Raw genomic sequence first — 12124 nt, 5'->3', positions numbered from 1 at the left:
GTCACAGGATGTCCTCCTTCGTCACCGTGTCCGGCGCCTCGGGCCCGGCGCCCGGCGGGCCGCCGTGGGTCCACGGCGTCTCCTCCGGATCGGGCAGCTTCGGGCCGCCCCGCTGCTCGTGCTCGAACAGCGTCCAGCACACCCGGTCGCCCTTCTCCGGCACCGCGCCGGCGTCCGGCTCCTTGCCGCGCCCCATCTTGTCCAGCAGCCGCAGCACCACCGTGTCCGCGGCCTCGTACGCCACGAACTCGGCGGTCTGCGGCTTGCCTTCGAGCGACCGGTACACCTTCACGCGCTCGCCGAGATGCGGCCGGTCGTCCGTGCGTACGGTGACCAGCGGGCGCGGGCGCTTCTTCTCGTTGTACGCCAAGGCCACCTCCGTCACCTCGCCGGCGAACGCCTCCCCGGCCAGCCGCCGGCCGGCCATGACCAGCGGGTCGTCGAGCGCCTCCTGGGCGTCCAGACGGGCCTGTTCGCGCTCGCGCGTGGCCAGCTTGTTCGCCGCCGTCACCGCGTCGTCGCGGCGCGGCTGCGGGGGCTCGCCCGCCGCGACACGGTCGCGGTGGCCGGTGAACGACCAGCGGTCGCGCGTCCAGCGCTCGGCCGCGCGCGGCCCCTCGGGCAGCGTGCACAGCGCGTCCAGGCCGCGCCACACCGCGTCCCAGGTAGGGCGGGTGCGGGACGCGATCAGGGTGTGGATCTCCCGCTCGGCGGCGGTGAGTTCGGCCAGCCGGCCGTCGGCCTCGACCGCGTCCTGCGTGGCCGCGAGGCGCGTACGGGCCTTGTCGTAACGCTCGATCGCCGGTGCGAGGAGCTTGTTGTCGAAGGCCGGGTCGGTGGCGGGGCCCGCGGGCGGGCACAGGAGCTGGCCCTGCGCGTCCCTGGCGAGCTCGGCGTGCCGGGCCGCCTCGGCGCCCGACGTGCCCTCCGGGGCCTCGACCCAGGCGAGCAGCGCGCCCAGGTGCTGGTCCTCCAGGCTCGACTGGCCGGTCGCCCAGTGCCGGGAGAGCAGGTCCGTCATGGACAGCAGGAGGGACGAGCCGGGGACCCGCGCGCGCTCGCCGTAGTGCGTCAGCCAGCGGCCGAGCAGCGGCACGTGCGGGGGAGCGGGGTAGGGCGTCTCCGGGTCCTGCTCGGCCGTGCGGCGAAAGCGCATCGAGCGGCCGAGGAGCCGGACGAACTCGATGCCCGCGCGGCTCGGCACGATCAACTGCGGTGCGTCCGCGCACAGTTCGACCTCGACCTTGACCTTCTTGCCGGTCTCCGGGTCGGTCTCGCTGCGCTCGGCGGGCTCGACTTCGGCCGCGTACGCGTCGATGTACGGCAGCACCGTCTCGGCGAGCTGCGTCAGGAAGGCGAAGCGCAGATCACGGTCGCGCGGCTGCGGTACGACAAGGAGGCGCGGCGAGGTGCGCTCCGTGCCGACCAGCGCGCCGAGCGGGGCGCCGGTCTCGCCCGCGGTGGTCAGCGGGACCAGGACCAGGGGGCGCTGGGAGAGGTGCCGGTGGCGGACCGTGGCGGTCGGCTGGGCGCGGCCCGAGCTGGTGGCTTCGAGGCGGGCCAGGTGGTTGATCAGGCTCATCGGGCCAGCGCCTCCTGCCGCAGCGCGGCGGCCCGGCGCAGCGCCGCAACCGTCGGGTTGTCCGGGTCGCCGCTCTCGCCGCGGGCGGCGGCGAGCACCGCGTCCACCGTCGTCAGACCGCCCAGCTCGGCGCGGAGCGGGCGGCCCAGGGCCGTCACCGCGCCCGCCTCGCGCGAGCGGGCCCGGCAGTGGAAGCCCAGCTCGCACGCGGCCAGGCACTCCGGCGCGTACGACGCCGGGACCGACTCGACCGCCTGGGAGAGCCGCTCCGGGGGCAGCCCGGGGTCGAAGACCGTGCCGGGCGGGAGGGCCGCCGCGATGTCCTCGATACGGGTGAGGCGGGTGAGCTGGCGACGGGTCACCGACAACTGCTTGCGCACGTCGACCGCGGACGCGGCCGGCAGGTTCGTGAAGTCCTTCGGGCAGACGAGCACGATCCGGTCCCGCACCCGGACGCCGTCCAGGCGCGCCGCGACCTCTTCGAGCGCCAGCACGTAGACCGCCGCCTGGCGGGCCGCGGCGCCGACCTTCGCCGCGTCCGCCGCGCCGTCGATCATCGGGAAGGACTTGATCTCGACGACCGTCCAGCTGCCGTCGGGGTGCACCACCACCGCGTCCGGCTCCAGGAACGCCGGGCTGCCCGCCACGTCGAGCGCGACCATCGGGTGGTCGAGGAACGTCCACGTACCGGACTCGGCGGCCGAGCCGACCGCCTCGCGCAGCGCGAGCGCCGTGCGCGCGGTGCGGCCCTCGGGACCGATCGCCGACAGGTCGGGCGTGCGGACGAGATCGGGGGTGGGCTCCGCGGCGGCGGGATCCACGCGCGCGTGCACGAGACGCAGCAGCTCCGCGCCGCCGTCGGCCTTCACCCGCGCCTCGAACGCGTTCCCCCGGGTCAGCGCGAACTGGGACTGGCCGAAGGCCGCGGGCGCCCCGAGCGCGTCCGCGATCCGGCCCTTGTCGACGCCCGCGCCGTCCAGCAGCGCCCGGCGACTGCACCCCGGGTTCGCCGCGAGGGCGGCCAGGGCGCGGGCGTCCAGCGGGCGTGGCGGGGTGTCGGGGCCACGCAGCTCAGCGAGCCGGTGCCGCAGTCCCGTCGCCTGTGTCGCGTGATGTGGCGGCCTTGCGCTGTCGGGGAATTCGCTCACCCGGGGAAGTCTGGCACTCCCCACTGACAATCGAGGACCGTGTGGCGGAAGGTGCCACCTCCGCGCCGCCGCGTGCCCCCGCGAACAGAGCGCTCACGCGCTCCCTGACCAGGGCCGCAGCCCGCATCACCGGCTTGGAGAGCAGCAGCCCGACACCCATCACGGCGACGCCCGCGAGCGCGTCGAAGAAGTAGTGGTTGGCGGTGCCCATCACGACGATCGTGGTGATGAGGGGGTAGGCGACACCGAGGGCCTTCGTCCAGCGGTTGCCGCCGTGGCGCCAGAGCATGATCCCGCACCACAGCGCCCAGCCGACGTGCAGGCTGGGCATGGCCGCGTACTGGTTCGTCATGCCGCCCATGCCCTTGGGGGCGCTGGCCGCGCCGCCCCACCAGCCGTAGGAGCTGTACTGGGCCATGGTGTCCACGAAGCCGTAGCTCGACGCCAGGAGCCGGGGCGGGCAGGTCGGCAGGAGCGTGAAGCCGATGAGGCCGATCATCGTCGAGGTCATCAGCCAGGTGCGGGCCGCGCGGTAGAGGTGGGCGCGGCGGCGGAAGAGCCAGACCAGGACGACGGGGGTGACGATGTAGTGCAGTGAGGCGTACCAGAAGTCGGCGGGGACGCCGATCCACGCCTCGCGGGTGAACAGTCGGTTCAGCGGGTGTTCGAGGTTGAGGCGGACCGCTTTCTCGGCCCTGAGTATGGAGACTCCGTGATCGACGGCGCTCTGCACGTCACCCCGGGCGAGCAGCCGGCCCGCCGTGTACGCGCCGTACACCAGGAGGATCAGCGGGAGCTCGGTCCACCAGCGCAGCCGGGTGACGGGTATCGCCTCCGTGCGTGGTGCGTCGTCGGTCTGCGACATGCGGGCCGCTCCCCCTCTTCCTCGTCCGGCGGCCTCTGGCCACGTGCTCACCCTACGGCGTATGTGGGGGTCTGCGTGGGCGACCCCTGACCCTCGTAGACGCGGAGATCAGGCGGCGGGTTGCCCGGCGGGCGGTCCCTGTCGGGGGTGCGCGATGATGGATGCGGCGACACTTCCGTTGCCTCCCGTTCATCCTGTTTCTTCGTCCCCGTCCGGCTTCTCCGGACGCGTACGTGATGAAAGGTTCATCCCGCATGGCACCGCGCATCCTGTTGGCCCGGCACGGACAGACGGAATGGTCCCTGTCCGGACGGCACACCGGCAGGACGGACATTCCGCTCCTGGAAGAGGGCAGGCGCGGCGCGAAGCTCCTCGGCGAGCGGCTGCACCGGGCCCCGTACGACGGTCTCGACGGGGTCGAGGTGCGCACCTCGCCGCTGGTCAGGGCGAGCGAGACGTGCGAGCTCGCCGGGTTCGGGGAGCGGGCCACCGCGTGGGACACCCTGATGGAGTGGGACTACGGCGCGTACGAGGGCCTCACCCCGGCCCAGATCCAGGAGCTGCGGCCCGGCTGGTTCATCTGGCGCGACGCCGTGCCGGACGGCGAGACGATCGCCGAGGTGACGGCGCGGGCCGACGAGGTCGTGGCGTGGGCACGGAGCGCCGACCGCGATGTGCTGGTGTTCGCGCACGGCCACATCCTGCGGTCCATCGGGGCCCGGTGGCTCGGCCTTCCGCTCGATTTCGCGGCGCGCGTGCGGCTCAGTCCGACCTCGCTGTCGGTGCTGGGCTGGGCTTACGGGGAGCCGGCGATCGAGTCGTGGAACGAGACGGGGCATCTCGGGTAGCGCGGCAGCCCGACGGCCGGTGGGGGCGGGGCGCGGGAATGTATCGATGTGCGGCTCCGCCGCACGCGCGCGCCCCCACGCCACCCGCACCCGACGCACTACTTCCGCGACGCCGAGTGCGCCTCCAGGAAGGCGTTCACACCTGCGGCCCGGCGATGCGGCAGCAGCACCCGGGACGTCGTCGCCAGCATCCCCTCGATGCGGGACGACCGGACGTCCCGGAGCAGGCCCAGCGCCCGCGTCCCCGCGGCAGCGGCCTCGTCGGGGTGGCCGGAGCGCGCCAGGTCGTCGGCGAGCTCGGCCGTGTACAACGCCATGTTCCGCGTGAAGTGCGGGTCCTGGAGGGCGACCGCGCGGCCCGCGTGCCGGGCGGCGCGGTCCCAGGCGCCCAGCGCCGACCAGCACTGCGACTCCAGGCCCTCCAGCTCGGCCTCGCCGTAGAAACTCATCCACTCCGGGTCGGCGTCCGAGGAGCCGCGCGCGAACAGGGTCTGCGCCCGCGCGAGCGACCGTTCGCAGCCCCGCTGATCGCCCAGGCCCGCCCAGCCCCCGGCCTCCCGCAGCGCGAGCAGCGACAGCAGCCGCGGTGAGCCGAGGTGCGCGGCCACCCGGGCTGCCGCCTGGGCCGCCCGCACCGCCTCGCGCGGCCGGCCCGCGTCGCGCGCCAGGAACGCCGTGTTGCAGAACGCGTGCGCCTCCAGCGCCTCGTCGCCGGCCATCCGCGCCGTCGCGAGCGCCTCCGCGTAGTGCGAGCGGGCGTCGTCGAAGCGGCCCGAGTCGTGCGCCAGCCAGCCCACGGAGATGGCCAGTTCACCCGCTCCCGTCTGCAGCCGGTCGGTGATGTCGCGCCCGGCGCTCCCCGAGTCGAGCAGTTCGAAGGCGGTGCGCAGCGGCGCCGCGGCCCGCCGGTACAGGCTGTCGCCGCCGTGCCGGTCGTCGAGCAGCCGGATCCGCCGGATCGCCTCCTCGACGGCGCCGACACCCGTGTGCGCGGGATGCCGGTCCGGCGGGGCCTGGGGCGCGGGGACGCCGAAGGGCGCCAGGGCGGCGACGGCGACCGTGGCCGTCGAGCCGGTCATGCCGGTCATGAATGCGCGACGTCGCACGTCGCTCTCCTCGTCGTGCAGGGAAGGGTCGTGCCGGTCGGGGACGAGGGCGCGCGCGCCCCGGCCACGTACCAGCGAACGGGGTGCGAACCCCAGGTCCGCGAGGGTCCGGCCCGGGAACATGTGCAGGAACACCCGCTCGTAGGCGTAGTTGGGACAGCGGATCTCGCCGGCCTCCACGCGTCCGATGTAGCGCGCGTCGCAGCTGACCCGCTCGCCGATCTCCCGCGCCGCCCGCCGTACCGCGGCCGCGAACTCGCCCGGCGAGCGCCGGCCGCGCAACTCCCGGAAGGCGAGGTTCGGGCGTGGGGGCTGCGGCGCCGAAGCATCCGAGAGATACGGAGACGACGTCATGAGCGGGTCCTCCCGTGCGAACCGTGCCGGACACCGGGGGAGTCGACCATGGGGCCCGAGTGAGCCGAGCGGCCTTCTGGGACCTGTCTCCCCTTGTTCCGGCGAGGCTCGAAGGTACCGGCTGGCACGACGCCGACACGCGGAGTTTGGCTACAAACCGGATATCTCACCCACGATCCGCCATGAACTGCCATCCTTTGCGGCGGCGTGCCGCCGTAGCCGTTGACAACCCCGTGGCGTTGAACCATGCGGCGGAACCCCATCTGGACACGAGGAGGGGCCGAGGTGTTGAACGCGGCACAGCCCATGACATCGACGGCGCAGCACTGCCCGACCGAGGAGCACAGCGCGCAGCCACCGGGCGCCTGCGACCTCGTCACGGTCCCGGCCCGGCAGGGCCTGGAAGCCGTCGACATCCTGCGCCGCGGCTGCGCCGAGCCGGTCGGCCCGGTGCTGCACGACGGCGGCGGCGCCACGCTCGGCTTCCTCGTCCCGCCCGGCACCGCCGACGGCTGGGACGTCCCGGGCAGTGCCTGTACGCACACCCAGGGCCGCGGCGCCCCGCTCGCCCCGCCCGACGAGGGCGGCTGGCTGCTGCCGCCGGAGAGCGAGGCGTCCGACCTGGTCACCGACCCGGCCGTGCTGCGCGCCGCCCTCGACGAGGCGGCCCGCATGATCGAGGCCGCGGACAACTGCCGCTGAGCCGCTCCGTGCCGCTCCGTGCCGCTCGGAGTCGCTCCGTGCCGCCTCTCCCGGCGCCACGGGGCCCGCTGAGCCGAACCCGCCCCACCCGCCGATAATGGCCGAATGGCGAGGTCACGCGGGAAGCAGCAGGTGCGCAAGGGCGACGGGGGCGCGGGACGCGGGGCGCGGGAGGCCGTGGTCGAGAGCGTCGACGGCGGGCTCGCCGAACTGATACCCGACCGGGAGCGGGCCGGCGGCTGGACGCTGCTGATCGACGGGGCCCCGCAGTCGCACGTCGACCTCGACGACCCGAGGCATCTCTCCTTCGAGTACCAGCGCCGCATCGGCCATGTCCTCGATCTCGCCGCCGACCCGGGCCGCCCGCTGCAGGCCGTGCACCTCGGCGGCGGCGCCTTCACTCTCGCCCGCTACGTCGCCGCGACCCGGCCGCGCTCCACGCAGCAGGTCGTCGAGCGCGACGGCCCCCTGGTCCAACTGGTGCGCACCGCCCTGCCGTTGGACCCCGGCGCCCGGATCAGGGTGCGCACCGCCGACGCCCGTGAGGCGCTCGCCAAGCTGCCCGACGACTGGGCCGACGTACTCGTCGCCGACGTCTTCAGCGGGGCCCGCACCCCGGCCCACCTCACCAGTACGGAGTTCCTGACCGAGGTGCGGCGCGTGCTGCGGCCCGCGGGGACGTACGTGGCGAACCTCGCGGACGGTCCGCCGCTGGCCCATCTGCGCGGCCAGATCGCCACCGCCGCCGCCGTCTTCCCCGAGCTGGCCCTGATCGCCGACCCCACGGTGCTGCGCGGCAAGCGGTTCGGGAACGCGGTGCTCGTCGCCTCCGCGCACCCGCTGCCCGTCGCCGAGCTGACCCGCAGGGCCGCGGGGGACCCGCACCCGGGGCGGGTGGAGCACGGCCGGGAGCTGATCGACTTCACGGGGGGTGCCGCCCCGGTGGCCGACGCCTCGGCCAAGGCGTCACCCGCGCCGCCGCCGTCCGTCTTCCGGTAGCCGCGGCGCCCGTCCCTCAGTAGTTCGCCACTTCCACCGTCGGCTTGTGGTCGTGCCACGTGCAGAACACCGACACCTTGTCCGTCCCGGACGTGAACTCCACCCGGATCCACGTCGGCTGCCTCCACACCTGCACCGACCATCCGGCGCCGGGCGTCGCGGAGACGAGGGTCGCCGAGGTGGCGCCGAGATCGAAGACGGCGCGGCCGCCGTCCGTCGCATAGCTCTTCACGGTGCCGGAGGAGGACGAGGTCGGCGCGGTCGAGGTCGGCGCGGGCGGCGCCGACGGCGTCGTACGGCTCGGGGAGGCCGATTTCGAGCGGGTGGGGGAGGCCGCCGACGCGGACCGGCTCGGTGACGGTTCGGGGCGGTGCGTCGACGAGGCCAGCGAGGGCGCCGCGCCGTCCTCGTCGCCGCCCGGGTCCGTCACCGAGAACGCGCGCGGCGGGTCGTACGCCGTGCCCGCCATCACCGTGTGCACGCCCCACCACGACAGGGTCACCGCGGCGCCGGTCGCGAGCAGCCACGCCACCACGTGCACCAGGCCGCGCCGCACGGGATGCGCGGTCCGCGGCGTCGCGGCCCGCGCGGTCTCGTCCGGCACGGGTGCCGGAGGCGTCGGGGAGAGGTGTCGCGTCGATGGCATCGCGGGCCATACTGCACCACTGCCGTCACCGCTGTCCCGCACGGACCGCAGTCACCCGGAAGAGGGCTGTAAACGCCCGGATGGCGTACGGTGCCGCCCATGGCAAGTGTGCTCGTGGTCGAGGACGACCAGTTCGTACGCTCAGCCCTCATCCGGCACCTGACCGACGCCGCACACACCGTGCGCAGTGTCGGTACGGCTCTGGAGGCGCTGCGCGAGGTCGCCCATTTCCGGTTCGACGTGGTGATTCTCGATCTCGGTCTGCCCGACCTGGACGGAGCCGAGGCGCTGAAGATGCTGCGCGGGATCACCGACGTACCCGTGATCATCGCCACGGCGCGGGACGACGAGGCGGAGATCGTCCGGCTGCTCAACGACGGCGCCGACGACTACCTCACCAAGCCCTTCTCGCCCGAGCACCTGTCCGCCCGGATGACCGCCGTGCTGCGCCGGGCGCGCGGCAGCGCCGGTGCCGAGCCGCCGTCCCGCCTCATCCGGGTCGGCGGGCTCGCCATCGACCCGCTGCGCCGCCAGGCCGAGCTGGACGGCGTGTCGCTCGACCTGACCCGGCGCGAGTTCGACCTGCTCACCTTCCTCGCCGGGCGGCCCGGCGTCGTCGTCCCGCGCAAGGAGCTGCTCGCCGAGGTGTGGCAGCAGTCGTACGGCGACGACCAGACCATCGACGTGCATCTGTCGTGGCTCAGAAGGAAGTTGGGGGAGACGGCCGCGCGGCCGCGCTATCTGCACACGCTGCGCGGCGTCGGCGTGAAGCTGGAACCGCCGGCATGAGGTGGGCGCTGGTCAAGGTCTGCCTCGCCGTCACGACGATGGTCGTGGTGGCGTTCGCGATCCCGCTCGGCCTCGTCATCAAGGAGATGGCCCGCGACCGGGCGTTCTCCAACGCCGAGCGGACCGCCGCCGCCCTCGGCCCCACGCTCTCCATCACCACCGACCGCGACCAGCTCGTCCGCGCCCTCGCCACCGCACAGACCGGCGGCGAGGACCGGATGTCCATCTACGTCCCGGCGGACGGCGCCGACCCGGCCATCCGGCTCGGCGAACTGCGGGCGGACACCGACGAGTTGAACCACACCCGGCGGGCGGCCGTGCACGACGTGCCCGGCGGGTCCGTGTGGCTGCAGCCCATCGCGGTGAGCACCACCAAGATCGCGGTCGTCGAGGTCTACGTGCCCGAGGCCGAGGTCAGCAACGGCGTGACCACGGCCTGGCTGGTCCTCGCCGGAGTCGGGATCGCGCTGATCATCGGGAGTGTGGCCGTCGCCGACCGGCTCGGGGTGCGCATGGTGCAGCCCGCGCAGCGGCTCGTCGGCGCCGCGCACGAACTCGGAGAGGGCAGGCTCGGCGCCCGGGTCCCGGAGGACGGGCCCACCGAACTGCGGCTCGCTGCCGTGGCGTTCAACTCCATGGCCGATCAGGTGGTCCAGCTCCTCGCCAACGAAAGGGAGTTGGCGGCCGACCTGTCGCACCGGCTGCGGACCCCGCTCACCGTGCTGCGGCTGAACGCCGCCTCGCTCGGCGACGGGCCCGCCGCCGAGCAGACCCGCGTCGCCGTCGAGCAGCTGGAACGCGAGGTCGACACCATCATCCGCACGGCCCGTGAGGCCAAGCCGCAGACCGCCGCGGCAGGGCCGGGCGCCGGGTGCGACGCCGCCGAGGTGATCCGCGAGCGCATGGCGTTCTGGTCCGCGCTCGCCGAGGACGAGGGCCGCAAGGTGCGGGTCGCCGGCGTCGACCGGCCGGTGCGGATCCCCGTCGTCCGCGGAGAGCTGGCCGCCGCCCTCGACGCGCTGCTCGGCAACGTCTTCCGGCACACCCCCGAGGGCACCGCCTTCGCCGTCGACGTGCACAGCGGTGAGGACGCGGTCATCGTGCTCGTCTCCGACGCGGGGCCCGGCATCCTCGACCCCGAGGCGGCCCTGGCCCGCGGCAAGGCCGACGGCCGGGTCGGCTCCACCGGGCTCGGCCTCGACATCGTGCGCCGCCTCGCCGAGTCGACCGGCGGCGACGTCCGCATCGGCTCGTCCGTGCTCGGCGGCACCGAGGTGCGGATCTGGGTGCAGCTCGACGGCCGGGCGCCGGGCGAGGGTCGCCGCGGCCGCGGACATCGGAGCCGCGAACGTAAAGGATTGGTCTCTACCTTTAATCGCTCCCGATCCCTTCCTTAAGCCAACCCTAAGATCCGAGGGCCCCTTCCCTCTTGCCCGAATTGACGGGTTCCGGATCGCTAGCGTGCTGCCGCACCCCCACCCCCACGTACATCCCCGTACGTTTCCTCGTACAGCTAAGGCAGGCACGCGATGAGCAGCACGCACCGGCGCAGCAAGGTCAGCGGCAGGAACAAGGCGATAGGCGGCCTCGTCGCCGCGGCCGTCGTGGGCGGCGGCGCGTTCTTCTTCACCTCGACGGCGTCGGCGGCCTCCGTGGGCGCCGAGTTCTCGAAGACCAGCAGCTGGACCGGCGGCTACACCGGTCAGTACGTCATCACCAACGACACCGACAAGGCCCAGACCGGCTGGACCCTGGAGTTCGACCTGCCCAGCGGCGTGAAGCTGAGCTCGCTGTGGAACGCCGAGTCGAAGACCGACGGGCAGCACGTCACCGTCACCCCCGCCTCCTGGGACAAGGAGGGCATCGCGGCCGGCAAGTCCGTGACCGTCGGCTTCGTCGCGTCCGGTGACGCCGCCCCGACCGGCTGCAAGATCAACGACACGGCCTGTTCCGTCGACAGCGGCGCGACGCCGGAGCCCAGCGGCCGCCCGACCGAGTCGGCGACCCCGTCCCCGACGGCCTCGGCGACCAAGACCGCGCAGCCCACCGCGACGGCCACCTCGACCGCCACCGCGAGCCCCTCGACGTCCTCGTCCTCCGGTACCGGCTCGGGCTCGACGGCGAGCGCCGGCTTCGCCCCGTACGTCGACACGTCGCTGTACCCGAAGTTCGACCTGGTCTCCTCCTCCAAGGCCACGGGCGTGAAGGAGTACAACCTCGCCTTCATCACCTCCGGTGGTTCCTGCGTCCCGAAGTGGGGCGGCGTCACCGACCTCGGCAGCGACGAAGTCGCCGCGCAGATCGGTGACTTGAGGGCCGCGGGCGGCGACGTCCGGGTCTCCTTCGGCGGCGCGTCCGGCACCGAGCTGGCGCAGGCCTGCTCCTCCGCCTCCGACCTGGCGGCGGCGTACCAGAAGGTCATCGACCAGTACAAGCTCACCAAGGTCGACTTCGACGTCGAGGGCGGCGCGCTGCCCGACACGGCGGCGAACACCGAGCGGGCCCGGGCCATCGCCACGCTCCAGAAGAACAACGCCGGTCTGAACGTCTCCTTCACCCTCCCCGTGATGCCGGAGGGCCTCACGTCGGACGGCGTGAACTTCCTGAAGAACGCCAAGGAGAACGGCGTCTCCACCGACCTCGTCAACATCATGGCGATGGACTACGGAGCCTCGTACAGCGGCGACATGGGCACCTACGCCGAGCAGGCCGCGACCGCCACCCAGGCGCAGATCAAGTCCGCCCTCGGCCTGTCGGACACGGCCGCGTGGAAGGCCGTCGGGATCACCCCGATGATCGGCGTCAACGACGTCTCGTCCGAGATCTTCAAGGTCGACGACGCCACGCAGCTCGTCTCCTTCGCCAAGAACAAGGGCCTGGGCGGCCTGTCGATGTGGTCGGCCACCCGTGACAAGCAGTGCGACGGCGGCGCGAAGAACTACGCCGACCCGACGTGCAGCTCCATCGAGCAGTCGGCCAACGCCTTCCAGAAGGCGTTCGCCGCCTTCAACTAGGCGCTGACCGGCGCCACTTGAGCCACCTCCCCAACGGGGGCGGCAGCCCCGGCCGGATGACGACCCCCCAC

Annotated in this window: 11 protein-coding genes; 6 read left to right on the top strand and 5 right to left on the bottom strand. The window is 73.6% G+C overall.

The window, feature by feature from the left end; genetic code table 11:
- Position 1 precedes the first annotated feature (1 nt).
- From J3486_RS23675 to J3486_RS23665, 3 genes are read right to left on the bottom strand one after another with little or no spacing between them, the layout of a single operon-like run.
- The gene (locus tag J3486_RS23675; RefSeq protein WP_207823447.1) at positions 2–1582 is read right to left on the bottom strand and encodes a hypothetical protein; all 1581 of its coding nucleotides are present in this window, start codon (positions 1580–1582) and stop codon (positions 2–4) included.
- Positions 1579–2730, bottom strand: coding sequence for a hypothetical protein (locus J3486_RS23670; RefSeq protein ID WP_307804908.1), 1152 nt, complete (start codon positions 2728–2730; stop codon positions 1579–1581). The genes J3486_RS23675 and J3486_RS23670 overlap by 4 nt, the downstream gene beginning before the upstream one ends.
- Complete coding sequence (locus J3486_RS23665) at positions 2654–3595, bottom strand: phosphatase PAP2 family protein (RefSeq protein ID WP_207823445.1); 942 nt, start codon at positions 3593–3595, stop codon at positions 2654–2656. The genes J3486_RS23670 and J3486_RS23665 overlap by 77 nt, the downstream gene beginning before the upstream one ends.
- 254 nt (positions 3596–3849) lie before the next feature.
- On the opposite strand from J3486_RS23665, the gene J3486_RS23660 reads away from it, so the two are divergent.
- Positions 3850–4443, top strand: coding sequence for a histidine phosphatase family protein (locus J3486_RS23660; RefSeq protein WP_207823442.1), 594 nt, complete (start codon positions 3850–3852; stop codon positions 4441–4443).
- Between the two features lie 98 nt (positions 4444–4541).
- On the opposite strand, the gene J3486_RS23655 is transcribed toward J3486_RS23660, so the two are convergent.
- Positions 4542–5903 carry a tetratricopeptide repeat protein gene (locus J3486_RS23655; RefSeq protein ID WP_207823440.1) on the bottom strand — a complete coding sequence of 454 codons (1362 nt, stop codon included), beginning with the start codon at positions 5901–5903 and terminating at the stop codon, positions 4542–4544.
- 306 nt (positions 5904–6209) lie between these two features.
- Here J3486_RS23655 and J3486_RS23650 point away from each other — a divergent pair, with 306 nt between their 5' ends.
- Complete coding sequence (locus tag J3486_RS23650) at positions 6210–6605, top strand: hypothetical protein (protein WP_207823584.1); 396 nt, start codon at positions 6210–6212, stop codon at positions 6603–6605.
- A gap of 105 nt (positions 6606–6710) precedes the next feature.
- Positions 6711–7604, top strand: a complete 894-nt coding sequence (locus J3486_RS23645) for a spermidine synthase (protein ID WP_207823438.1) — start codon at positions 6711–6713, stop codon at positions 7602–7604.
- A 16-nt stretch (positions 7605–7620) separates the two neighbouring features.
- Here J3486_RS23645 and J3486_RS23640 read toward each other — a convergent pair whose 3' ends face one another.
- Entirely contained in the window at positions 7621–8160 is a 540-nt protein-coding gene (locus J3486_RS23640) for a hypothetical protein (protein ID WP_207823583.1), read from the bottom strand.
- 189 nt (positions 8161–8349) lie between these two features.
- Here J3486_RS23640 and J3486_RS23635 point away from each other — a divergent pair, with 189 nt between their 5' ends.
- From J3486_RS23635 to J3486_RS23625, 3 genes are all read left to right on the top strand, one after another.
- Positions 8350–9039, top strand: coding sequence for a response regulator transcription factor (locus J3486_RS23635; RefSeq protein WP_207823436.1), 690 nt, complete (start codon positions 8350–8352; stop codon positions 9037–9039).
- Positions 9036–10436, top strand: a complete 1401-nt coding sequence (locus J3486_RS23630) for a HAMP domain-containing sensor histidine kinase (protein WP_207823434.1) — start codon at positions 9036–9038, stop codon at positions 10434–10436. The genes J3486_RS23635 and J3486_RS23630 overlap by 4 nt, the downstream gene beginning before the upstream one ends.
- A gap of 132 nt (positions 10437–10568) precedes the next feature.
- Positions 10569–12053, top strand: a complete 1485-nt coding sequence (locus J3486_RS23625) for a cellulose binding domain-containing protein (RefSeq protein WP_207823432.1) — start codon at positions 10569–10571, stop codon at positions 12051–12053.
- The last annotated feature ends 71 nt before the right edge of the window (positions 12054–12124 follow it).

The organism is Streptomyces sp. VRA16 Mangrove soil (assembly GCF_017377775.1).
Lineage (GTDB): Bacteria > Actinomycetota > Actinomycetes > Streptomycetales > Streptomycetaceae > Streptomyces.
Note: the sequence above shows the minus strand (reverse complement) of the source record. Positions and strands in the feature narration are given on the sequence as shown.

Bases quoted from the DNA above. Each gene is read 5' to 3' on its own strand.
- J3486_RS23665 (WP_207823445.1), bottom strand. From the start codon at position 3,595: ATGTCGCAGACCGACGACGCACCACGCACGGAGGCGATACCCGTCACC.
- J3486_RS23635 (WP_207823436.1), top strand. From the start codon at position 8,350: ATGGCAAGTGTGCTCGTGGTCGAGGACGACCAGTTCGTACGCTCAGCC.
- J3486_RS23660 (WP_207823442.1), top strand. From the start codon at position 3,850: ATGGCACCGCGCATCCTGTTGGCCCGGCACGGACAGACGGAATGGTCC.
- J3486_RS23630 (WP_207823434.1), top strand. From the start codon at position 9,036: ATGAGGTGGGCGCTGGTCAAGGTCTGCCTCGCCGTCACGACGATGGTC.
- J3486_RS23655 (WP_207823440.1), bottom strand. From the start codon at position 5,903: ATGACGTCGTCTCCGTATCTCTCGGATGCTTCGGCGCCGCAGCCCCCA.
- J3486_RS23650 (WP_207823584.1), top strand. From the start codon at position 6,210: ATGACATCGACGGCGCAGCACTGCCCGACCGAGGAGCACAGCGCGCAG.
- J3486_RS23675 (WP_207823447.1), bottom strand. From the start codon at position 1,582: ATGAGCCTGATCAACCACCTGGCCCGCCTCGAAGCCACCAGCTCGGGC.
- J3486_RS23645 (WP_207823438.1), top strand. From the start codon at position 6,711: ATGGCGAGGTCACGCGGGAAGCAGCAGGTGCGCAAGGGCGACGGGGGC.
- J3486_RS23625 (WP_207823432.1), top strand. From the start codon at position 10,569: ATGAGCAGCACGCACCGGCGCAGCAAGGTCAGCGGCAGGAACAAGGCG.